This window comes from Planktomarina temperata RCA23 (assembly GCF_000738435.1).
GTDB lineage: Bacteria > Pseudomonadota > Alphaproteobacteria > Rhodobacterales > Rhodobacteraceae > Planktomarina > Planktomarina temperata.
On the sequence record NZ_CP003984.1, the window covers coordinates 1421912 to 1444782 of the forward strand.

Below are 22871 nucleotides of genomic sequence, written 5' to 3' on the forward strand. Positions count from 1 at the left end.
TGGTTTACGCAAAACAAATAGCCCAAGACCAACTCAATGATCTTGGGCACTTTTGGGGTTTATGTAGGGTGACACTCGACTTGGGCACTAGACCCACCCAAGGGCCTTACAGAGCCTTTCAAGACCTATTCAGCGTCTACTTTACTAAAGATAGCATCCCGTTTTTTGATGGCATCATCCAAAGTATTGCAGGTCCATCGCCTTAGTTGCCCATTAACTCTTTTCTGCACTCTGTACTTTGCCCCATGCCGCTGAATGCCCTTCATATTCACCTGATGGGTTTTGACGCCACCAATTGAGGCAAACCACTCATCGTAGATGTTGTAATGAGTGACGGGAATTGAACCGTCTTGGTACATGTCAAACTCAGCACGTAGACGTTCAAGGTCTGCGTATGTTGCGTTATGCAATCTGGCCTTAGCGGCTTTGTATGTTGTGCTGTTCTGCGGGTAAGGACATTTCAAATTGAACCAATGTAAGTGGGGGTTACTTATCGCCATTTTTCAATGATTCCACTACTCCCTCACCGATCCAATAGATTGCTTTGTGCTGGGTCCTAAGAACCACGTTCAGTACATATCGTGCCTCAGCTTTTGCCAAAAACTGCATGAAGCTCATGCTGTGACCAAAAGTGCGAAGCTCTGATGTATTGTATTCGTCTACCTCAAGTTCAAGATTTTCAGTCTCCATATAAGCAATCAACGCTGCAAATATTTTGTGCTTGTCTCCATGCAATGCAGACCGTCTGATTGGAACGGTATCCGTAGCATACAATATACTAAGAATGGTTTCCGTCTTTTCGTTGAAGCCTGATGAACCAGTATCAATCAGAAGTTCAGCTTTTGCCAAAGCTTCAGGTAAAGTAGTTGTGCCGGTGGGCTCGTCAGTTTCTGATATTGTATCGGGATCAACCATGAAAAAATTTGGTGAACCTGATGTTCGTAGGTCCAATTGCATCTGTTTCTGTGTATTCAGAGAGTAATATGCATATGGATTAATTTTGCGAAGACGTTGGTACATTGGAAACGTACGAAGGTCTTCTTGGATGTCAGAATCCAAGGAATAGCTCATAATAAAGCTCCTCTATTTTAAAGCAGATTTTTGGTAAGGGTGCGCTGTAAATTATGGCCGTTAAAGGCAAATACACTGCTTACCAATATGTACAGTTATAACATAAAATAACATAAAAATCAATGTATTATATTTTTTTGACTAAAGTTTTCGACAAGCAGCCACGGGGATTATTTCACTTATCCGTCATCAAGCTACTACATTAAACAAACATTCTTTTGTGAGATGGCCGATAAAACACACAACCTAAACACAACATTATTTCTAATGCTGGAGTGCTCAGTTCTTATTTCTTTTCCCATGGCCAGGTAATTGTAGTAAACTGCTCTAACATCGATTTTCTTTTGTCGGGAACTGCTTCAATTTCTGAGGAGCTTACATCGACTTGAGACGGCTCAAAATTTTGATCGTTCAATTCATCGTCCTTTTTGTTCTTTGGCCATAGGTTCGCAAACACATCGGCAAATCCAGTCTTTTTAGTGTTTTCATCGGTTGCTACCCGATCACTGCCATCGGGAAGGCCAACTTGGTCAGCCTCTTTTTTTCCGAGCTTAAAAAACGATCCTTCGTACAAAATGTGTTTACCATCAGCGTTCTTCTTGAACGTGACGCCCTTAGGGGATTGGTTCTCTTTCTTTTCTTCTATCGAACCAGCATCAGCACCATTATTGAGTTTTGTTTTGTCCATGCAGCCAGAGAATATGAAAATAGAGGCCATAAGAATTATAATTTTTTGATACATGGAATGTTCCTCATATTCTAATCGAACCAGTGCAATCATAAAATTGCATGTTTTTCAAAACACATATAATTTTATAACTGCACCAGAGTCCAGCTTTCCACAATCACAATAAGAACGCAAAACATGTCTTCCACTAAAACAATCAAATTTGCAGCTCGCATAATCCATATCTTGCGTGGGCGGGTAGTTTTTTATGCTTATAGATCGATAATTCGAATAGCCCTCTCCACAAACCCTGATCTGTGTAACAGCCCATATACATATACCCGCATACCCCCATGGCCCCTGTATACCCCCATGCAATAGGTAACTGTCCAATGTTGGACACTTCAGGGTAGGGTCACTTTAGGTGTACATCACGTACAGTGTATCACTATCACCACCATCACACCCCCTGTACTAGTAACGATAAGGATTAGACCGTCTATCTGTACGTACAGTGACTGCAGATAGCTGTGGTATCCAAATGGGTATCATAAAAGCGATGCTTGATTATGAACTGCAAATACGTAAGCTACTGTTATTGTTTGCATCAGATTGTACGTGGTGCATATGAAGGGAAACAATACCGGCCTTGGGTACCAACATTTCCTACTTCATGATGAAAGTTTTAAAGCCTTACGCTGGATCTGTCCTGACCCGGACGGGTTGAACACCGACCTGCACGGGTCGCCAGTATAACTGGTTCAACATTCGAACTAGATCACCGCTCAATCTCATCCCAAACTCAAAACGTGAAAGGACTGTAGTGGTGACGATCTTGACAGAGGAATGCACTTTAAATTTGGATTTAATTCCGAAGATAAACTGAGTTTTAAGCCAAAATTATGGAGTCGCATTCAGTACAGTTAAGTATGAAACTGAAACTGAAACTGAAACTGAAGATGAAAGGTGTAAGAAATGGCAAAATATTTGGTGCGCGCCGGCTATAATGACAGCGGCTTCAAAGGCATGGTGTCCAATCCGTCAGATCGGGGTGAAGCGATTAAAGGAATTACAGCTGCACTTGGGATCACAACTGAATGTATTTATTTTTCACCCTCAACTGCCGAAGCCATCATGATCGTTGAGTCTGATGCGGAAAAAAACGCGCGGCTTATGATGGTCGTGATGTCGTCGGGAACCTTCTCGGGCGGATCCATGGTCGAGCTGATTGACACCGATAGCATGCTCTCTGCGATGCAGGACTCGGGAAAATTGCTTGGGACTTATAAATCGACAACGGGCTAAAGGTATGAGCGCGGCAAAAGGATCTGTAACGTCACATATTGCTTTCCTATCGGGATTTGCACGCGCTCAATAGGCGGTGACTTAAATTGCGTTTGGCGCGCAGGGGTGACTTGATGCCGAACAACGTAAGATCGTTCTTTAGGTATTGCGTTTGAAGTAACAAAGGAGATGACGACATGATTGAAGCAAGTGGTGGACTGGCCAACTTTATTGCGATTTTAATTCCTGCCTTCATGGGCGGGTTTTATGGGTATCGCTGCCTGTTTTTAAGCGATGGGTTTATCGATCAATACGGGCTTGGTGCGGGTTCTGAGTTTATGGTCAAGCTGAGTGGCACTTACACTTTCACGCAATCACTTATTTATTTCATACTGTTGTTGACCTCTCCAGTTGGGGCTTGGTCCGTCTTTGCCTTTGGGACGATCCAAGCGGCCTTATTCCTTGTGTTTGGTTATACGACGGTTAAGGGCAAATGGGCGCAAGTTGAAGGTGTAAAGGCGACAGCAGAGGGCTATATCGTGCCAGCCATATTGTTGGTTTTTCACCTTTATATAATGTTCACGATGGGTGACATCATTTACACATAATATCTAGAGCCATGAGGTATTTGGATCACCGGTGGCCGGCCGGTGATCTTTGCACAAGCGCCATGATTGCTAAGGGGTTGACCCATTTCGCTGGCGGGCAAGACACCGCAGAAATGCAAAAAATGGTAGGCCCGGCAGGACTTGAACCTGCGACCAATCCGTTATGAGCGGACTGCTCTAACCAGCTGAGCTACAGGCCCCCGTAGCCCCTGACTAGCAGAGAAATCTCAAGGGTCAAGCGGGCTTGATGGACATGTGTCGCCGAGCCTGTTATCGGAGCGGCGAATTTGCAATAAATGGTGCTCAAATGACCCAAGGTTTAACATATGCGCAGGCCGGCGTTGATATTGATGCGGGCAATGAATTGGTGGAGCGGATCAAACCGGCCAGCAAATCTACACAACGGTCTGGGTCTATGTCAGGCCTGGGCGGATTTGGCGCGATGTTTGATCCCAAAGCAGCGGGCTATGACGATCCGATTCTTGTCGGTGCAACCGATGGGGTCGGCACCAAGCTGCGTTTGGCAATTGATACGGGTGATGTGTCAACGGTTGGCATTGATCTTGTGGCCATGTGCGTCAACGACCTGATCTGTCAGGGTGCAGAGCCACTGTTTTTCCTAGATTATTTCGCCACCGGCAAGCTGCATGTGGATCAAGCCACCAAGGTCATCGAGGGCATTGCTGAGGGCTGCCGCCTGTCTTGCTGCGCCTTGATCGGCGGGGAGACAGCCGAGATGCCTGGGATGTATGCCAAGGACGATTTTGATTTGGCTGGCTTTGCTGTCGGTGCGATGGAGCGCGGCACGCATTTGCCGCAAGCTGTGGCTTTGGGCGATGTGCTCATCGGTCTGCCGTCCAGCGGTGTGCATTCGAACGGGTTTTCCCTGGTGCGCAGAATTGTGGCTGACCAGGGGCTCACCTGGGACAGCCCGGCACCATTCGGCACCGGCACGCTCGGCGCGGCGCTTTTGACCCCAACGGCCCTTTATGTAAAAGCCTGTTTGGCGGCCCTCAAAACAGGCGGGGTTCATGCCATGGCGCATATCACCGGCGGCGGGCTGACCGAAAACTTGCCGCGGGTTTTGCCCGATGATCTGGGTGCCACGATTGATTTGCAGCGCATCCCAGCTTTGCCGATCATGGCCTGGCTGGCGCAGGCTGGCGGAATTTCTGAGGCAGAAATGCTCAAGACCTTTAATTGTGGCATTGGCATGATCCTGGCGGTAGAGCCGGCGCAGGTCACGGCGGTTACGGCCGCTTTGAGCGCGCAGGGGATGAGCCCGGTCCGCTTGGGTGAAGTGATCCCTGGTCAGGGCGTCAGCTACATGGGGCAACTGCCATTTTGAACGTTGCGATTCTGATTTCCGGTGGCGGCAGCAATATGCTGCGGTTGCTGGAGGATATGGCCCGGCCGCATCCGGGGCACGCGCGTTTGGTGCTGTCCAACCGGCCCGAGGCTGGCGGGCTGGTTAGGGCTCAGGCAATGGGCGTTGCGACAGAGGTATTGGATCATCGGACTTTCGGTGAAGACCGAGCCAGTTTTGAAACCGAGCTGCACAAGATCCTCATGGCCTATGAGATTGATGTGATATGCTTGGCAGGGTTCATGCGAATTTTGGGCGCGGAGTTTGTCAGCGCTTGGCGGGGGCGGATGCTCAATATTCATCCTTCGCTTTTGCCAAAGTATCAGGGGCTCCACACCCATCAACGCGCCTTGGCGGCCGGTGACGCGCTTGCGGGATGCTCTGTGCATGAGGTTGTGCCACAATTGGATGCTGGCCCGGTTCTGGGGCAAAGTGAGGTGCCCATCTTGCCCGGTGATACGGCGCAAGATCTTGCAGATCGTGTTTTGGAGCAAGAGCACCTTCTCTATCCAAAGGTCTTGCGGACTTTCTTGACCCATTTCGAGCCGCCCAGCTAGCCTGGGCTATGGCCGCTTTCTTTTCGCGGGGTTTCGCCATATTGTGCCCCGAATATCTCTCAAACAGCCGGACAGCCTATGCAAACATTGACCACACAAGCCGAGCTTGAAGCCTTTTGCACAAGGGCGCAGGGCTATCCCTATGTGACCATCGACACTGAATTTCTCAGAGAGCGCACCTATTATTCTAAGCTCTGTTTACTGCAAATGGCGGTTCCGGGGGAGAATGAGGCGGATGCTGTTTTGGTCGATCCTTTGTCTTCTGAGATGTCGCTTGAGCCGCTCTACCGCCTGTTTCGTGACACCTCTGTTGTGAAAGTCTTCCATGCGGCCCGTCAAGATCTTGAAATTTTTTGGAATGATGCTGAAATTTTTCCGACCCCCCTGTTTGATACGCAAATCGCGGCGATGGTTTGCGGCTTTGGGGAGCAGGTGGGCTATGAGACTTTGGTGCGCAAAATTGTCAAACAACAGGTGGACAAATCTTCGCGCTTCACCGATTGGTCGCGCCGCCCGCTGACCGAGGCCCAAAAGATCTATGCGCTGGCGGATGTGACCCATTTGCGGGGGGTCTATGAGTTTTTAAAAGCGGAGTTGGAGCGCAGCGGGCGCACGGCTTGGGTGGTTGAGGAAACGCAATCTTTGACGGATCCTGCCATTTATGATGTCGTGCCCTCTGAGGCATGGCGCCGGGTGAAAACACGGACCAACTCAAATAAATTTCTTGCCTATCTTCGCGAATTGGCCGCCTTTCGGGAATCTTATGCGAAGACGCGAAATATTCCGCGCAATCGGGTGTTTAAAGATGATGCGATGGTCGAATTGGCCTCCACCAAACCCACCACACAGGAAGATTTGAGCAAATCGCGCCTGCTGCTGCGCGAAGCGCGCAAGGGTGACATCGCTGAGGGAATTTTGAACGCGATCAAAACGGTGAATGCCATGGATGCGGACAGCTATCCAAGGTTGCCGAAGGTGAATGACAAGCTCCAGGTCAATCCGGCGTTGGCCGATCTTCTTAGGGTGTTATTGAAAGCCAAATCTGAACGCTCCGATGTGGCGCAAAAGATGATCGCCAGCACGGCAGAGCTGGATGCTTTGGCCGCCGGGCAACGAGATGTGCCGTCTTTAAAGGGCTGGCGCATGGATGTCTTTGGTTCGGATGCTTTGCGGCTTTGCGAAGGCAAGGTTGGCTTGGCCGTGAAGGGCAATAAAGTGAAACTGTTTGAGCTGTGACGCAGGTCCAGAAGCAAACGAAATAGGAGAGCTCCATGGCGCAAGCCGGGTTTGAAGATCTAGTTGAAACATTTGAATTTCTCGATGATTGGGAAGAACGCTATCGTCATGTGATTGAGCTGGGCAAGGCTTTGCCGGACATGCCAGAGGCGCTCAAAGTTCCGGCCACCAAGGTTGAGGGCTGTGCGTCGCAGGTCTGGCTGCATATGACTATTGAAAAGGGCACTTTGACCTTCATTGGCGACAGTGATGCGATCATTGTGCGGGGGCTCATTGCGGTTCTGATCACACTCTATTCCGGTCTTGCGATTGAGGAGATCGGCAAGGTCGATGTGGCTGGGGAGCTGGCGCGGTTGGGTCTCAATGAGCATCTGTCCTCGCAGCGGTCCAACGGCTTGAGGGCCATGGTGGCGCGTGTGGTGCAGACGGCGGCAGCGGCCGCTTAAGAGGGTGAGGACAGCGCGGCCAAAGCCGGCGCCAAATCTCCGTATCCGGTATAGCGATACTCATAGGCAAGCCCCATGCGGCGCGCGCAATCCTTTGCTTTGGCCTCAAGTGCAGCATCTTTGAGCTGTGCTTGATAGACTAGGGTGGTGTAATTGCCAAAATACATATCGCGCAATTGCGGGTGTTTGTCCAAGCCCATTGGTCGCCAGAAAAAGGCATCAAACTGGCGCACCAAAAAATCGGTGAGGTAAAAGCACGTCAGCTCCTCGCGGGCTTCAAAGGCGGCATTGCCCTCAAAGAAACTGTAACAATGCGGCCCGGCAATCATTGACACGCCCATCTCATCGCAGAGGGTTTGCAGCTGCCCCCCGGTGCCGCAATCCGCATAGACGACGAAAATGTCGGAATAATCACCCCGGTGTTTTTCGATATAGCCTTTGACCGCTGGCGTGATTTTCTCTGGGGTGTTGTGATAGATGGCGGGCAGGCATTGCAAATCCATATGCTGCCACTCATTTGCCTTTATTAAAGCCAGGATTTCCCGCGCCAAAGCCCCGCAAGCAATCAGCAGCACCCGGCCTTGATTGCGCAGCTGCATGCCTTCGGTCGCGAGCTGGTCGTCTGAAACGGGGTGTCCCATCGCACGTCTCCTGCGCTATTGTCACGAAAACGGCCCCACCTGAGACAGGTCGGGCCGCATAAGCGCTTTGCTGCGTTTTGTTTTTACGCGTTGGCGGCCAGAATGTTGTGTTTGCGGGCCATGAATTCCTTTGCCGTTTCCACAGCAACCGCGGCATCGCGGCAATAGGCATCGGCACCAATGGCCTTGCCAAATTCCTCATTCAACGGCGCGCCACCCACCAAAACTGTGTAATCATCGCGCATGCCTTTTTCGACCATCGTGTCGATCACAACTTTCATGTAGGGCATTGTGGTGGTCAAAAGTGCAGACATGCCCAGGATATCGGGCGTTTCGGCTTCAATGGCTTCAAGATAGGATTCAACCGAGTTGTTGATGCCCAGATCCACAACCTCAAATCCGGCGCCTTCCATCATCATGCCGACCAAGTTTTTGCCGATGTCATGGATGTCCCCTTTGACCGTACCAATCACCATTTTTCCGACGCGCGGTGCACCGGTTTCAATCAGCAAGGGTTTCAAGATGGCCATGCCACCTTTCATTGCATTGGCTGCAAGCAGAACTTCAGGCACAAACAAAATGCCGTCCCGGAAGTCATTGCCCACGATGGTCATGCCGCCGACCAAAGCTTCGGTCAAAATGCGGTAAGGCTCCCATTTGCGTTCGAGCAATATGTTAACGCCTTCTTCGATCTCCTCTTTCAAGCCGTCATAGAGATCGTCAAACATTTGAGCGACGAGATCTTCGTCATTCAATTCGGATAGGATGATATCGTCTTCTTGGTCAGACATTGGCCAGCGCCTTCTTATGGAATATCTCTTCCCCCGTATGCGGTCGGTGGATCGATTTGGTCTTCACCGATTGCGACAACAAGGCTGCCGCTACCGACCTTTTGCACAATGCCCTCTGTTTGTGGCGGTTCGTGCGTCTTAGCTGCTGCGCCGCCTGCGGTTTTGCCGCAAGCGGGTGGGGCCCGTGCCATCCGTGCCGTCGCTGCCTGAGGAGAAGCCGCCCAGAGCGGACTCGATGTCCTGTAAGCTGGGGCGGTCTTGTGGCACATGTGTTTCCAATGCTGTGCGCATGGCGCGCAGATGTTCCGGTGTGGTGCCGCAACAGCCGCCAATGATGGTTGCGCCGCAGTCGCGGGCCAAGGTGGCATAATGGGCCATCAGCTCTGGCGTGCCGTCATAATGGATATGGCCGTCGTGATATTTTGGGATGCCCGCATTGCCTTTTGCAACGATGGGCGTTTGCGTGCCCGTGGCGGAAAATCCCAAGATCGTCCGCAGCAGATCCGACGCTCCCACGCCACAATTGGCCCCAAAGGCGAGCGGTTTGTTCGGAATTTTGTCCAGCAGTTTCACCATATCCGGTGCTGTGATGCCCATCATTGTGCGCCCAGCCGTATCAAAACTCATCGTGCCGACCCAGGGCATATCTGCCAGGGCAAAGGCCTCAGCTGCCGCGCGATACTCGTCACCGAAAGAGATGGTTTCGACCCAAGCCACATCTGCGCCACCGGCTTTCAAACCCTCGGCCTGTTCGTGGAAAATTTCCACGGCCACAGCATAGGAGAGCGGGCCCATGGGCTCCATGATTTCGCCGGTAGGCCCGACGGAGCCTGCGACGATGACCTCACGACCAGAGGCATCGGCCACTTCACGACCAATTTGCGCCGAGATGCGCGACAGCTCTGCCGCGCGTGCTTCAGCGCCATGAAGTTTTAGCCGGGACCTATTGCCGCCAAAAGAATTGGTCAGGAATAAATCGGATCCAGCATCCACGCTGCCTTTGTAGAGCGCTTTGATTTTATCGGGTGCGGTGTCATTCCACAGCTCCGGCGCATCACCCGAAGACAGCCCCATGTTGAACAAATTGGTGCCCGTGGCGCCATCGGCCAATATCCAATCACGCTTTGCCAGCACGCGTTGTAACGGGCTTTGCGAGATTGCTGACATGTCATGACCTTTTTGATAATTCAGAGCTTCTATAATGCCCGAAAGTCAAACATGAGTGAAATTGATTTTTATCATGAAGATTATGAAAATTTGGCGATCGGGGCCGGGCCCGCCACCCCCAAATAATACCGGTTCCAAAAGGCCATCCCGTTTGGATCTCTCCGCATATGTTTTTTAGCCCTGGGCAAAAAACTTGCCGTATTCCGAGGGTGAGAGCGCCCGTGCCGACTTGCCGCCCGTCGCACATTGCCATAAGAGGCGAGCAAAGCACGGAGAGTCACATGGCACGTCGCAAGTTGGTTTATGAAGGCAAGGCAAAGATCCTCTATGAGGGTCCAGAGCCAGGCACTTTGGTTCAATATTTCAAAGATGATGCCACTGCATTCAATGCAGAGAAGAAAGATATCATTGAAGGTAAAGGGGTGTTGAATAACCGCTTGTCCGAATTTTTTATGACCGGTCTCAATACTTTGGGCATTCCGACCCATTTCATCAAAAGCCTCAATATGCGCGAGCAGTTGATCCGGGCGGTTGAGATCGTGCCATTGGAAGTTATCGTGCGCAATTATGCCGCTGGCACGATGTCCAAGCGTTTGGGCATTGAGGAGGGCACGGCCCTGCCGCGTCCGATCGTCGAATTTTGTTTGAAAGATGATTCTCTGGGCGATCCATTGGTGTCAGAAGAACATATCATCGCGTTCAACTGGGCCAGCCAACAAGATTTGGACGATATGTTGGCGCTGGCGTTGCGCGTGAATGATTTTCTTTCCGGCGTCATGTATGGGGTTGGCATTCGCGTTGCGGATTTCAAAATTGAAATCGGCCGCGTCTATGAGGGCGATTATCAACGTCTGATCATCGCAGATGAAATCAGCCCCGACAGCTGCCGGCTTTGGGATCTCAAAACCGGTGAAAAACTCGACAAAGATGTGTTCCGCCGTGATTTGGGCAGTTTAACAGATGCCTATGCTGAGGTGGCGCGCCGCTTGGGCGTATTGCCGGAAAATCCAGCGCCCATCAGCAAGCCCACTTTGATCAACTGACCTGAAGGACAAGACAATGAAAGCTATCGTCACAGTGATGCTCAAGAATGGTGTGCTCGATCCGCAAGGCGAGGCCGTTAAATCGGCGCTTGGAGGCCTTGGCTTTTCCGGGGTGAATTCCGTGCGTCAGGGCAAGGTGATCGAGCTGGACTTGGCCGAGGGTACAGATCCGGCGCAGATCGATGAGATGTGCAATCGCCTTTTGGTGAATGCGGTGATTGAAAGCTATCAGCTGGACATCGCATAATGCGCGCCGCGGTTGTTGTATTTCCCGGCTCGAATTGTGATCGTGACATGGTTGAGGCGCTGCGCCAATCGGGCGCCGATGTGGCCAAGGTTTGGCACAAGGACGCCGACCTGCCGCAGGGACTGGATCTTGTCGCGATTCCCGGTGGGTTTTCCTTTGGCGATTACCTGCGGTGCGGTGCGATTGCGGCGCAATCTCCCATTTGCCGGGCGGTGGTCGATCATGCCCATCGTGGCGGCTATGTCTTGGGGGTCTGCAATGGCTTTCAAGTCTTGAGTGAAACCGGTCTGGTTCCCGGTGCGTTAATGCGCAATTCTGGGTTGAAATTTCTGTGCAAAACCGTCGGATTGACCGTTGAAACACAGGACAGCGCTTTTACCGCGGCCTATAGCCAAGGCTCTGAAATACAAGTGCCAATTGCGCATCATGACGGCAATTACTATGCGACGGAAGATGAACTGAAAGCCCTGGACGGTGAAGACCGGGTGGCGTTTCGCTATAGCGACAATCCCAATGGGTCGATGTCGTCCATTGCGGGGGTCTTATCAGCCAACCGCCGGGTTTTGGGCATGATGCCCCATCCCGAGCGTGCGATGGATGCGCAGATGGGATCCGCCGATGGGCAGGCGCTTTTCCGCGCGTTGGTGGGGCAAACCACTCAGGCCTAGGCTTGGCCGCTTGAATGGCGGCGCCGAGCACCGTAACGCTAGTGCATGTCTTCCGTTACAGAAAATTCTGAAACACTCGCACCGCGTGTCGCTAACCTGTCTTGGCGCGTGCGGATCGCTTTGTTGACAATTTTCTTGATCGCGGTCGGCACAGTCTATTTTACCAACCAATTGCTCACCGCAAGGTTTACGCAATCCACCCTGCAAAGGGCGCAGCTGCGGCTTGCGCTTTACTCGGGCAATATGGTCAGCGAGCTGCAACGCAACTCGATTGTGCCCAGACTCCTCAGCAGTGATGCGGAGCTGGTGGGGGCGTTGAGCTCTCGAGATTATCAGCGGACCTCGCAGCGCTTGCTGTCATTTGTGGACGAGATCGGCGCGGCGGCGATTTTGCTGTTGGATTTGGATGGCCGCGTTGTGGCGGCGACAGATCGCAATCGCTTGGGTGAAATACAGCGCAATCTGCCACATTTCGTAGAGGCGGCTCGGGCCAGCGAAACGGTGTTTACCACCCATCAGATGGATGTTGGCGGGTATGATTTTGCCTATTCACGCCGCGTGGTGGCCAATAACAAAACCCTTGGCGTGATCGTGGTTGAGGTGGATTTGCGAAAGTTTCAATCGGCTTGGGCGGGGATATCTGACGCGGTGATTGTGTCGCTCCCCAATGGTCCGATTGTTTTGGCCACGGAAAAAACTTGGATTGGCCTGCCCGAAGAGGAGGCGCTTGCGCTGCGGTCCGCGCCCAGTGCGATTGAGCGCGCCATTCGGGCCACGCAAGATTGGACAGCCCTGCCGGCGGATGCCTATGTGCAAGGGCGGGCGGTTATGCGGCGCGAATTGCGGGTGCCGTTTCGGGGTTGGACCATGGTTTTATTCACCACCTATGGCGGAATTCGCCAGAGGGTGAATGCGGTATTGGCCCTGGAGATCATGGGGTTTTCAATCCTGTTTACCTTGGCCTTTTATCAACTGTCGCGGCAAACCTTAACGCGCGCGCTGTTTTTCCAACAAGAATCTGATGACCTGCGGCAACTCAACCTGCGTTTGCAGCGAGAGATTTCAGAGCGCCAAAAGGTCGAGAAGAACCTGCAAGTGGCCGAGCAAACCCTGGCGCAGTCTTCGAAATTGGCGGCTCTGGGGGAGATGTCCGCAGCGGTCAGCCATGAGCTAAATCAGCCTTTGGCCGCCATGAAAACCTATCTTGCGGGGGCCAAGCTGTTGCTTCAGCGCAAACGTATGGACGAGGCTTTAAGCTCTTTTCAACGGATTGACGATCTTATTGGCCGCATGAGTGCCATCACCCGGCAACTTAAATCCTATGCGCGTAAGGGCGGCGATGATTTGGTGCCTGTGGACGTGCGCGCGGCTCTCAATGGGGCTCTGGAAATTATGGAGCCGCAATTGAAATCGCGGCAAGTCTCCCTATCTACATCAGTGCCAAGCACGCCTGTTATGATTTTAGGTGACCAACTGCGTTTGGAGCAGGTCGTGGTTAATTTGCTGCGCAATGCGCTTGATGCCACTTCGATGATCGACACGCCCGAGATCGAGCTTTTGCTGATCGGCGGTGAGACAGCGACCTTGACTGTGCGGGATAATGGGGAAGGAATTTCAGATCTCGATGACCTGTTTGAGCCGTTTTTTACCACCAAGAAGCCCGGCGATGGGGTCGGGCTTGGTTTGGCAATCTCCTCGGGGATTATTTCCGATCTTGGGGGGCGTTTGGTGGCGCGTAACAGTGACCAATCGGGCGCGGTCTTCGAGGTGACGCTGCCGATTATTGATAACTACAACGACGAGGATTGAACATGGCCCAGGCGATGAAAATTGCAATCATAGATGATGAGCAGGATATGCGGCAATCCATCAGCCAATGGTTGGCGCTCTCTGGTTTTGAGACTGAGACCTTCGCCTCAGCAGGTGATGCGCTTAAAGGATTGAGCGCAGATTATCCAGGCATTATCGTGACAGATATCAAAATGCCCGGCATGGACGGCATGCAATTTCTTAGGAAGGTCAAGGGCATAGACAGCAACCTTCCGGTGATTATGATCACGGGGCATGGGGATGTGCCCATGGCTGTAGAGGCCATGCGCATCGGCGCTTTCGATTTCTTGGAAAAACCCTTTAATCCCGACACAATGACCGATTTGGCCAAGAAGGCGACACGGGCGCGGCGTTTGGTGTTGGACAATCGGCAATTGCGCCGTGAGCTTTCTTCGGGCAGCTCCATTATGGAGAAGCTCGTTGGCGCCAACGGAGTCATGGAGCGGTTGCGCGAGGATATTTTAGATCTGGGGCAAGCGGATGGTCATGTGCTGATTGAGGGGGAAACCGGCACTGGCAAAACTTTGGTGGCCCATGCGCTGCATGCGGTGTCCGCAAGGGCCCGCAAGAAATTTATTCTCTTCTCTTGCGCGGGCGAGGAGGAGGAGACGATCATGCGGCGCCTATTTGGCCCTGCGGGCGAAGAGGATCGCCTGCCGGTCTTAGAGGCCGCAAGGGGCGGAACCCTTGTTTTGGAGGATATTGAGGCGTTGAGCCATCAGGTGCAATCGCGCTTGCTCAAAGCGATTAATGCCCAAGGGGACCCCTCTGAAACCCGCATTATCGCAATTTGCAATCTGCAAGAGCAGGGCAAGACCTGCGAAGATGTGCTGCGCCCTGATCTATATTATCGCTTGGCGAGTTTGCGCATTGAATTGCCACCTCTCCGAACGCGCGGTGAGGATATACTAACGCTCTTTACGCGCTATGTCGATCAATTTGCGGAGGAATACGGATGCGACAGCCCCAGCGTGACAGCGCAGGAGGCGGCGCAATTGCTTCAGGCTCCGTGGCCCGGCAATGTGCGTCAGTTGATCAATGTGGCCGAGCGGGCAGTGCTGCAAAGCCGCAGAGGCAATGGCACCATTGCCTCGCTCTTGATGGCAGAGGGCGATGATGATCGGCCCGTGATGACCACAGAAGGCAAGCCGCTCAAGGAATATGTCGAGGCGTTTGAACGTATGTTGATTGACAATACCATGCGCCGGCATCGGGGCTCTATCGCGAGTGTGATGGAAGAGCTCTGTCTGCCGCGCCGGACTTTGAATGAAAAAATGGCCAAATATGGCCTCACCCGCGCGGATTATATCGGCTAAAATCCGCGCGGCGGACCGGGCAGGGCGTTGGGCGCTGTTTTGTGAGGAAATCAGCGAATTGTCCCGCCGGTCCAATCTGCAAAGCGCCGCTGCTTGCAAGAGATTGCGCCGGCAAGTGCATTTAGCCATTGTCTTCCCCCCCGCTTGCCCTTTACACTCCACTTAGCTCTACGGTTGTAAGATACCCTGGGCGAATGGTTTTTTTCGCAGTCTGTTGCGCGTTATAAAATGCGCGGGGGTGCGACGGAAAATGGCTCTGACGAGCCACGAGAGATGACCCAAGTTTTCAGATTTGATCGAAGACAAGGGCAGTTAACAGGCAGGAGAAATTCTGTCACAGAAAGCAACGCGATGACACAGGCGCAGGCTATAACATTGGATGAAGGCAGGCCTTTGAGCCGCCCCCATGTTGCGTGCATCGCCCTTAATAGACATCCCTTCGGTTTTGGCTTCCTTTCAGGGGGCCTGCTGAGTGATGCAAGTGGATATAATGGCAAAAAAGATGCTTATCGATGCCACGCACGCGGAAGAAACCCGTGTTGTCGTGGTCGACGGAAACAAAGTTGAGGAATTTGACTTTGAATCACAAAACAAACGACAAATAGCTGGCAACATATATTTGGCAAAAGTAACGCGGGTTGAACCCTCGTTGCAGGCCGCCTTTGTTGACTATGGCGGAAATCGCCACGGCTTTTTGGCCTTCTCTGAAATCCATCCGGATTACTATCAGATCCCAGTTGCGGATCGTGAAGCGCTCATGGCGGAAGAAAAAGCCTATGCGGAAGCCATGGCGGCGGAAGCTGAGCAGGAAGCGCAAAAACCCAAACGCACGCGAAAACGCCGGGCAAAACCCGCCGCGCAGCACAGCGCGGACCCCATTGAAACGCGGGATGTGGCCGCGGTTGATGGGGTGGTTGATGGGATGGAGACCATTGATCTGTCTGCGGATGAAGAGGGGCAGGCTGCCGCTCCTTTGCTCGAGGACAATCTGTCTGAGGCTGCCCCAGATGCCGAAGACGCCAATGAAACAGCAGAAGTTGCACCAGAGTCTGAGCCTGCATCTGCGGGCTCTGAAGAGGTGGTTGAGCCAGAGGCGGCGCTGGACACTGCGGAGGATCCCGATCAAGAAGATGAAGATCAGGCCGATGACGGGATCGAATCTGTCGCCCAAGAAGATGACAGCGAAGATGTGCGCCCGGTGCGCAAGCCGCGTCCAAGGCGTTATAAGATCCAAGAAGTGATCAAAGTGCGCCAAATCATGTTGATCCAAGTGGTCAAAGAAGAGCGCGGCAACAAAGGCGCCGCTTTGACGACATATCTGTCGCTCGCGGGGCGCTATTGCGTTTTGATGCCAAATACTGCGCGCGGCGGCGGAATAAGCCGCAAAATTACCAATGCAGCTGACCGCAAGAAGTTGAAAGAAATCGCCACCACAATCGTTGTGCCCGAAGGGGCCGGTCTGATTGTGCGGACCGCTGGTGCGAAACGCACGAAGACGGAAATCAAACGCGATTATGAATATCTGCAACGTATGTGGGAACAAATTCGTGAGCTTACCCTGAAGTCTTCCGCTCCGTCGGCGATTTATGAAGAGGGCGACCTGATCAAACGCTCGATTCGCGACCTTTACAACCGCGATATTGACGAGGTGTTGGTGGAAGGTGCGGCGGGCTATCGCAACGCCAAAGACACCATGAAAATGATCATGCCGTCCCATGCCAAAAACGTGAAGCATTACATGGATTCAATGCCACTTTTTGCGCGTTTTCAGGTCGAAACCTTTATGGATGGGATGTTTAACCCCACGGTTCAGCTGAAATCTGGCGGCTATCTGGTCATCGGCATCACTGAAGCTTTGGTGGCCATTGATGTCAACTCCGGCCGTGCGACCAAAGAAGGCAGCATTGAGCAGACCGCTTTGAACACCAATCTGGAGGCTGCCGAAGAGGTGGCGCGCCAATTGCGCTTGCGCGATTTGGCCGGGTTGATCGTGATTGATTTCATCGACATGGATGAACGCCGCAACAATATCGCCGTTGAAAAACGCATGAAAGATAAGCTGCAATCTGATCGTGCGCGCATTCAGGTGGGCCGGATCAGCGGCTTTGGATTGATGGAAATGAGCCGCCAGCGTTTGCGTCCGGGCATGTTGGAAGCCAGCACGCAGCCCTGCGCCCATTGCCACGGCACCGGCTTGATCCGCTCGCAGGACAGTCTGGGTCTGACCATTCTGCGTGAGCTGGAAGAAGAGGGTGGGCGTGCCCGCTCCAAAGAAGTGTTGATCAAAGCGCCGATCAGCATTGCCAATTTCTTGATCAACCAAAAGCGCGAGCATATCAGTCAGATTGAGCAACGCCATGGGATGGCCGTGCGTATTGAAGCTGATCCTTTCTTGATCAGCCCAGATTATACGATTGAGAAATTCAAAACGGCCACGCGCATTGTTCCAGCGAACTCCACGACCGTGAGCTCGGTTGATTTTGCCTTGATGGAAGAAATTGATGAGCAAGGTCAAGAGGATGATCAGGCTGATGTGATTGAGGCTGTTGAGACCCCAGAGGACGGGGATGCTCCGAAGAAGCGGCGGCGTCGTCGTCGGCGGCGGCGGGGCGGCAGCGATGCCTTATCCGGTGATCAGAGCCAAGAGGACGGATCGCAAGATGAGGCCTCGCCCGACGCGCCTGCTGTTGAAAGTGACGGCGAAGGGGACAAGCCAAAACGCCGTCGCCGTACGCGCGGCGGGGCGAAAGCCAAGCCGGTAGAGGAAAACCCGCAGGATCGTTCGGAAGAGCTTTCTGAGGCGGGCGAGGTCGCTGTTGCAGCCCCGCCGGAGCCTGTTGCGGATGCTCAGGATGTTGCGGTTGTGGCTGAGGCGGCGCCCGCCGAGAAACCCAAACGCGTGCGCAAACCGCGTAAGACCAAAGCCCAGCGTGAGGCTGAAGAGGCCGCGGCCGCGCAAACCACAGCCCCTATAGCTGCGGTTGAAGAGGCGGTTGTGGCAGAAGAGGCGGCGCCAGAGGTTGCGGTTGAAAAACCTGCAGCCAAACCCAAGCGCGTGCGCAAGCCGGCAGCTAAAAAGGCGGTGGCCGTCGAGGAGACCCCGGCGGATGCGCCAGCGCCAGAAGCTGTTGAACCGTCTCCGGTCCCCGAAGCGGTCGCAGCGCCTGTTGCGCAGGCAGACCCGGCGCCATTGGCCGCCGAACCTGAGCCAGAGAAACCGGCCGCGCCCAAAAAACGCGGTTGGTGGTCACGCGGCTAAAGATCTTACAACGACAAAGGGGCTCCGCAATTGCGGGGCTCTTTTGCGTTCAAAGGGTGAAATTCAAGCCTATCCGCCGCTTTTTCGTATGAAAAATCGCAGTTCTGCGCCTTCGCTATCTTGCGATATCAGTCTGTGCCCCGCCTCAGCGCAGAAATGCGGCACATCAACGATGGCGGCCGGGTCATCGGCCCGCATGAGTAAAACAGCGCCCTCAGGCATTGCCATCAAGCGTTTGCGGGCTTTGAGCACCGGTAAGGGGCATAATAGCCCAATGGCATCCAATTCTTCGTCCCAAGTCATCGCAGCGCCCTATTGTCGATCATTGCACTCTTAAGCCCACTCCATGCCGTAAAATTTTCGCGCGCGCCAGAGGCAGAGATGCGATTTCATCGGTTGCAGGGCATGGTGCGACGCGCGGCGCGGGTAGCTTGATGTGACAAACTTACAGATGACGCCAGCGCTGAGATAGCCTATGACAGTTTAAGACAGGAAAGGCCGCTGTAATGTTGGGAATTGATCTATGGGATGCCGGGCTGATGCCGGCCATGTTTGTGGCGCTGCTCGGCGGGTTGATCAGCTTTGCCAGCCCCTGTGTTTTGCCCATCGTTCCGCCCTATTTGGCCTATATGGGCGGGGTGAGCATGGATGATATGAGCGCTACCGCACAGGCCCGTCGGCGTGTGGTTTTGGCCGCCCTGTTTTTTGTTTTGGGCCTGTCCACTGTGTTCATCCTACTGGGGTTTACCGCCTCAAGTTTTGGCCGCCTGTTTTTGTCCAATCAAGATTGGTTTGTCAGCGGCGCTGGCATTTTGGTGATGGTGTTCGGCGCGCATTTCCTGGGCGTGATCCGCATCGGAATTTTGGACCGCGAAGCGCGGATTGAGGGGGGGGACCGCGGTGGTTCGGCCTTTGGTGCCTATATTTTGGGGCTGGCCTTCGCCTTTGGCTGGACGCCTTGTTTGGGTCCTATTCTGGGCACAATCCTCGCACTTGCCGCCGATACGGCCAATCCCGCCAAAGGGGTCATCCTGCTCGCCACCTATGCGGCGGGCCTTGGGATGCCCTTTGTGCTGGTGGCGGTGTTCTTCCCGTCTCTCAAAGGTCTAATGGCTTGGATGAAACGCCATATGATGCGGATCGAACGGATCATGGGTTTGCTGCTCTGGACCGTTGGATTGATCATGGTCACGGGGCAGTTTACCCAGTTCAGCTGGTGGATTTTGGAGCAATTTCCCGCCCTTTCAACCTTGGGGTGATGAATGAGCTGGGACCGGCTGTGCCGGGCTGTGATGCTTTGACTGTATAAAGAGATTTAATTCTTGATCGGCATAGGTTAGGAGACCTTTATATTTTGAGGTCTCCCCATGGGACAGAGTTTTAAACGGAAAGTATTTTATATTCCCGGGTATGATCCAATTCATCCCCGAAGGTATCGTGAGCTTTATAGGAGAGAGGCTGCGGCACAGGCTGCCATCAGCGGCTATGACATCCATCTCAGCGCAAAAACTGGCCCGGGGGGCTATGGCTGGTTTGTGGACAGTGAGATTGACGGCAGATCAACACGCGCGGAATTCGAAGTCATGCTTTGGTCCGATCTTGTTCGTGCCTCCATGAACAGTGGCATTCTGGCGACCTATTGGCAGATGGTGCGCACCGCTTATATCTATATCATGAGCGGCGCGCTGTGGCGACTTATGCAGCTGCGCAAAGGGCCGGTGATCGCTGCCCTCTATCCAGTGGTGATGTTGATCGGGCAGGCGGCTGTGGCTGTGGCTCTGGCCTATGCGGCGGGGGCGGCGTTGAGCCTGTGGCATCCCGGCCTTTTCTGGCTTGGGCTCGTGGTGATCCCTTGGGTCCTGATGGGGTTTCGCCGCTATGACAATCGGTTTTTTGCCTATTATTTGATGCATGATTACGCCTATTCGGCCGCGGCCCGCGGGGCCAATCCGTCCGAATTGGAGGCTCGATTGGCGCAATTTGCAACGCGCGTGGTGGCGGCGCTGCGCAGCGATGTGGACGAGGTGTTGCTGGTCGGCCATTCCTCCGGGGCGCATTTGGCCATCTCGCTCTTGGCGGATATCGAGCGCAGTGGCGCGCATCAAACCGGCGGCCCGGCCCTGTCTTTTTTGAGCCTGGGGCAGGTGGTGCCGATGGTGTCTTTTCTGCCTAACGCCCACCGCTTGCGTCGTGATTTGAGGCATATGAGCGGGCAGAGGCAAATGACCTGGGTTGATGTCACCGCGCCGGGTGATGGCTGTACCTTCGCGCTTTGTGATCCGGTGGCTGTCACTGGTGTGGCCCCGCCGGATCAAAAATGGCCTCTCGTGCTGTCGGCAGCTTTTAGCCAGACCTTATCTGCTGAAAAATGGCGGGCGTTGAAACGGCGGTTTTTCCGGCTGCATTTTCAATATATCTGCGCATTTGATCGTCCCGCAGATTATGACTATTTCCAAATAACTGCTGGCCCTTTGACGCTTGGCGCGCGCTATAAAGATCGTGCGCCCTCTCCTGGAAAAGTCACCCGTGCGGTGTCAAAATACAGGCAGACCTGCCCATGAGCCCGCCCCTCCTGCCGCCAAAACCGCCCGCGCGGCCGGGGCGGGTGTCCTTGTGGCGCTATGTCAAACTGTTCCGGCGCGATTTGCTCTCGGCGCAACCGGCCAAACTTTACCGCGCTTGGATGGCGGAGTTCAAAACGCCCTTCTTTCGCAGCTATCTGGTCAATCAGCCCGAGCTTGTGGATTTGGTGCTCAAGCGCCGACCGCGAGATTTTCTGAAGTCAAACCGGGTCAGCGAAGGCTTGCGACCGCTTTTGGGAAATAGCGTGTTTTTGACCAATGGCGCCGAATGGGAGCGGCAGCGCCGGATTATTGATCCTGCATTTGAGGGGTGGCGTCTGCGCGAGGCCTATCCTGCAATATCAGCCGCTGCCGAGGCAGCCGTGGCGCGTCTTGCGCCTAAGGCCGGAGGCGGTCCTGTGGAGATAGAGGCGGAGACCAGCTTTGCCGCTGCGGATGTGATCTTTCGCACTTTATTCTCTATTCCAATTGAGGATCGCATGGCGCGGCAGGTGTTTGAGGAGTTCAAGACCTATCAACGCAGCCAACCGGTGGTCAATCTTGCCGCATTCTTTAGCTTGCCCAGCTGGGTTCCACGGCCCTTTTCCCGCAGAACCCGGCGCAGCGCGGAGGTGATACGCCGATTGATCACTGAGTTGACCGATAAGCGCGCAGAGGCGCTGGCGGCTGGCACAGCGCCCAATGATCTCGCGACAAAAATCATGACCACAAAAGACCCAATTACAGGGCAGCTGTTTTCCGCGTCCGAAATGGTGGATCAGGTCGCTATTTTCTTTTTGGCCGGGCATGAGACCAGTGCCTCTGCCCTGTCATGGGCGCTTTACCTAATGGCGACGCATCCAGACTATCAAGAGAAAGTGGCCCGGGAAGGGGCCGCTTTGGGGCCGCAGGCGCGATTTGAGGACCTGCGTGCGCTGCGTGTCACCCGGGACGTGTTTCGCGAAACTCTACGTCTGTACCCACCCGTGCCGATGATGGTTCGAGAGGCGGCCCAGGCCGAAAGATTTCGCGGACGTGATGTCGCGTCTGGCAGTCAGGTGGTACTGAGTCCTTGGCATCTGCATCGTCACATGCGGCTGTGGGACAATCCCGATGGGTTTGATCCTGAGCGTTGGCACAGTGAGAACGGAAAACACTGCCAGCGCGCCGCCTATATTCCGTTTTCTGCGGGTCCGCGGGTCTGCACCGGGGCCGGTTTTGCGATGCTTGAGGGGGTATTGCTGCTCGCGCGGTTGTGTGCGGCTTATGAACTTACACCCATAGCAGAGCAGGTCCCGCAGCCTGTCGCGCATCTGACGGTGCGCGCGCAAAGTGGAATTTGGCTGAATCTGCGGCCACGTGGGATTTGATCCAATTATGCGGGTCTGGGCAATTTGCGGCTGGCATCCCTGCGGGCAGCGTTGCGGAGTTTATGGCCATGCGCATCCAAAAAGCCCTGTGCCCGCTCGGGTGACTTTCGTGACAGCTCATAGACCCACTCGGCCACGGCCTGTTGTATGATTTTGGACGGATCCTCGGCAAGCCCAGCGGCCCACCCCAGTGCGCGCTCGCGGATCGCCAAATTCGCCGCGTTCGGATTGCGCATTTTGGCCCAGGGCAATGTCATGGCCAATGCAGCTCTGCGGGTCCATAAATGCGGGCTTTGCGGCCAGGCGGCCATCTCATCCATGCGCGTCACATCCGCGCTCAAGCGCCGGTGCCCAGCCAGGCAGAGATGATCGCAAATGGCCGCGCAATCGACTTCCGCCAGCCAGGTTTGCAGCAATTGCCAAGCGGCGTTGTCATCGGGACGGATGCGGGCCTGCGTCAGCAATTTTGCGGCGCAAATGCGGCCCTCATGGGCGTTGCTCGCCCACAGTTCAGCGGCCAATTGCAGGCGATCTGCCAGCGACAGGTCCTGGCGCCATTGGCGGGCCTGATCGTCCAGCACCGGGGTGGTTAAACCCCAATACACACGCTCAACCTTGTAATAGGCCCGCATTTTTGCCGCCTTGCCGGGGACTTCATGCAGCTGCAGCATGGCAATGGCATCTTCGATCAACATATTCTGGGCCCTCAGGTGCGTGTTCAATCGCAACAGATTCTGTGCTGT

Annotated in this window: 23 protein-coding genes and 1 tRNA gene; 15 read left to right on the forward strand and 9 right to left on the reverse strand. The window is 54.0% G+C overall.

Annotated features, from left to right (window positions below):
• Positions 1-125: 125 nt before the first annotated feature.
• The 3 genes from RCA23_RS16485 to RCA23_RS06720 form a co-directional block, all read right to left on the reverse strand.
• Positions 126-359 (reverse strand): hypothetical protein, encoded by a 234-nt coding sequence (locus tag RCA23_RS16485; protein WP_169701363.1) that lies wholly within the window; start codon positions 357-359, stop codon positions 126-128.
• 127 nt (positions 360-486) lie between these two features.
• Entirely contained in the window at positions 487-1071 is a 585-nt protein-coding gene (locus tag RCA23_RS06715; protein ID WP_044049656.1) for a hypothetical protein, read from the reverse strand.
• A gap of 286 nt (positions 1072-1357) precedes the next feature.
• Positions 1358-1852 carry a hypothetical protein gene (locus RCA23_RS06720; protein WP_044049657.1) on the reverse strand — a complete coding sequence of 165 codons (495 nt, stop codon included), beginning with the start codon at positions 1850-1852 and terminating at the stop codon, positions 1358-1360.
• Between the two features lie 861 nt (positions 1853-2713).
• Here RCA23_RS06720 and RCA23_RS06725 point away from each other — a divergent pair.
• Both RCA23_RS06725 and RCA23_RS06730 read left to right on the forward strand, forming a co-directional pair.
• Positions 2714-3043, forward strand: coding sequence for a GYD domain-containing protein (locus RCA23_RS06725; RefSeq protein WP_044049658.1), 330 nt, complete (start codon positions 2714-2716; stop codon positions 3041-3043).
• 176 nt (positions 3044-3219) lie between these two features.
• A complete protein-coding gene (locus RCA23_RS06730; protein ID WP_044049659.1) occupies positions 3220-3630 on the forward strand; it encodes a hypothetical protein in 411 nt (136 codons plus the stop codon).
• A 123-nt stretch (positions 3631-3753) separates the two neighbouring features.
• Here RCA23_RS06730 and RCA23_RS06735 read toward each other — a convergent pair.
• A tRNA-Ile gene (locus tag RCA23_RS06735) sits at positions 3754-3830 on the reverse strand.
• 107 nt (positions 3831-3937) lie between these two features.
• On the opposite strand from RCA23_RS06735, the gene purM reads away from it, so the two are divergent.
• The 4 genes from purM to RCA23_RS06755 all read left to right on the forward strand — a co-directional run bounded on the left by purM (position 3938) and on the right by RCA23_RS06755 (position 7235).
• A complete protein-coding gene (purM, locus tag RCA23_RS06740) occupies positions 3938-4978 on the forward strand; it encodes a phosphoribosylformylglycinamidine cyclo-ligase (RefSeq protein ID WP_044049660.1) in 1041 nt (346 codons plus the stop codon).
• Entirely contained in the window at positions 4972-5553 is a 582-nt protein-coding gene (gene purN / locus RCA23_RS06745) for a phosphoribosylglycinamide formyltransferase (RefSeq protein ID WP_044049661.1), read from the forward strand. Before purM ends, purN begins: the two co-directional genes overlap by 7 nt.
• A gap of 78 nt (positions 5554-5631) precedes the next feature.
• A complete protein-coding gene (gene rnd / locus RCA23_RS06750) occupies positions 5632-6789 on the forward strand; it encodes a ribonuclease D (protein WP_044049662.1) in 1158 nt (385 codons plus the stop codon).
• Positions 6790-6824: 35 nt separating this feature from the next.
• Positions 6825-7235, forward strand: a complete 411-nt coding sequence (locus RCA23_RS06755) for a SufE family protein (protein WP_044049663.1) — start codon at positions 6825-6827, stop codon at positions 7233-7235.
• Here RCA23_RS06755 and RCA23_RS06760 read toward each other — a convergent pair.
• From RCA23_RS06760 to bmt, 3 genes are all read right to left on the reverse strand, one after another.
• Positions 7232-7876 (reverse strand): DUF1638 domain-containing protein, encoded by a 645-nt coding sequence (locus tag RCA23_RS06760; RefSeq protein ID WP_044049664.1) that lies wholly within the window; start codon positions 7874-7876, stop codon positions 7232-7234. The two genes, RCA23_RS06755 and RCA23_RS06760, sit on opposite strands and share 4 nt — an antisense overlap.
• Before the next feature lie 83 nt (positions 7877-7959).
• Positions 7960-8667 (reverse strand): corrinoid protein, encoded by a 708-nt coding sequence (locus tag RCA23_RS06765; RefSeq protein ID WP_044049665.1) that lies wholly within the window; start codon positions 8665-8667, stop codon positions 7960-7962.
• Between the two features lie 138 nt (positions 8668-8805).
• Complete coding sequence (bmt, locus tag RCA23_RS06770) at positions 8806-9834, reverse strand: betaine--homocysteine S-methyltransferase (RefSeq protein ID WP_044049666.1); 1029 nt, start codon at positions 9832-9834, stop codon at positions 8806-8808.
• A 281-nt stretch (positions 9835-10115) separates the two neighbouring features.
• On the opposite strand from bmt, the gene purC reads away from it, so the two are divergent.
• The 6 genes from purC (at position 10116) to RCA23_RS06800 (ending at position 18197) form a co-directional block, all read left to right on the forward strand.
• Positions 10116-10877, forward strand: coding sequence for a phosphoribosylaminoimidazolesuccinocarboxamide synthase (gene purC / locus RCA23_RS06775; RefSeq protein WP_044049667.1), 762 nt, complete (start codon positions 10116-10118; stop codon positions 10875-10877).
• A 16-nt stretch (positions 10878-10893) separates the two neighbouring features.
• Positions 10894-11124: a phosphoribosylformylglycinamidine synthase subunit PurS gene (gene purS, locus RCA23_RS06780; protein ID WP_044049668.1), complete on the forward strand. Its 231-nt coding sequence runs from the start codon at positions 10894-10896 to the stop codon at positions 11122-11124.
• The gene (purQ, locus tag RCA23_RS06785) at positions 11124-11792 is read left to right on the forward strand and encodes a phosphoribosylformylglycinamidine synthase subunit PurQ (RefSeq protein WP_044049669.1); all 669 of its coding nucleotides are present in this window, start codon (positions 11124-11126) and stop codon (positions 11790-11792) included. The genes purS and purQ overlap by 1 nt, the downstream gene beginning before the upstream one ends.
• Before the next feature lie 45 nt (positions 11793-11837).
• Complete coding sequence (locus RCA23_RS06790; protein WP_044049670.1) at positions 11838-13601, forward strand: sensor histidine kinase; 1764 nt, start codon at positions 11838-11840, stop codon at positions 13599-13601.
• A 2-nt stretch (positions 13602-13603) separates the two neighbouring features.
• Positions 13604-14938 carry a sigma-54-dependent transcriptional regulator gene (locus RCA23_RS06795; protein WP_044049671.1) on the forward strand — a complete coding sequence of 445 codons (1335 nt, stop codon included), beginning with the start codon at positions 13604-13606 and terminating at the stop codon, positions 14936-14938.
• Between the two features lie 490 nt (positions 14939-15428).
• A complete protein-coding gene (locus RCA23_RS06800; RefSeq protein ID WP_044049672.1) occupies positions 15429-18197 on the forward strand; it encodes an Rne/Rng family ribonuclease in 2769 nt (922 codons plus the stop codon).
• 69 nt (positions 18198-18266) lie between these two features.
• Here the strand turns inward: RCA23_RS06800 and RCA23_RS06805 are convergent, their stop codons facing one another.
• Complete coding sequence (locus RCA23_RS06805) at positions 18267-18500, reverse strand: sulfurtransferase TusA family protein (RefSeq protein ID WP_044049673.1); 234 nt, start codon at positions 18498-18500, stop codon at positions 18267-18269.
• 203 nt (positions 18501-18703) lie between these two features.
• On the opposite strand from RCA23_RS06805, the gene RCA23_RS06810 reads away from it, so the two are divergent.
• The 3 genes from RCA23_RS06810 (at position 18704) to RCA23_RS06820 (ending at position 22128) form a co-directional block, all read left to right on the forward strand.
• Positions 18704-19456 (forward strand): cytochrome c biogenesis CcdA family protein, encoded by a 753-nt coding sequence (locus tag RCA23_RS06810; protein ID WP_044049674.1) that lies wholly within the window; start codon positions 18704-18706, stop codon positions 19454-19456.
• Between the two features lie 108 nt (positions 19457-19564).
• A complete protein-coding gene (locus RCA23_RS06815) occupies positions 19565-20758 on the forward strand; it encodes a hypothetical protein (RefSeq protein WP_044049675.1) in 1194 nt (397 codons plus the stop codon).
• Positions 20755-22128 carry a cytochrome P450 gene (locus tag RCA23_RS06820; RefSeq protein WP_044049676.1) on the forward strand — a complete coding sequence of 458 codons (1374 nt, stop codon included), beginning with the start codon at positions 20755-20757 and terminating at the stop codon, positions 22126-22128. Before RCA23_RS06815 ends, RCA23_RS06820 begins: the two co-directional genes overlap by 4 nt.
• Before the next feature lie 5 nt (positions 22129-22133).
• On the opposite strand, the gene RCA23_RS06825 is transcribed toward RCA23_RS06820, so the two are convergent.
• On the reverse strand, positions 22134-22823 hold the full coding sequence (locus RCA23_RS06825) for a DNA alkylation repair protein (protein WP_044049677.1): 690 nt from the start codon (positions 22821-22823) through the stop codon (positions 22134-22136).
• Between the last annotated feature and the right edge of the window lie 48 nt (positions 22824-22871).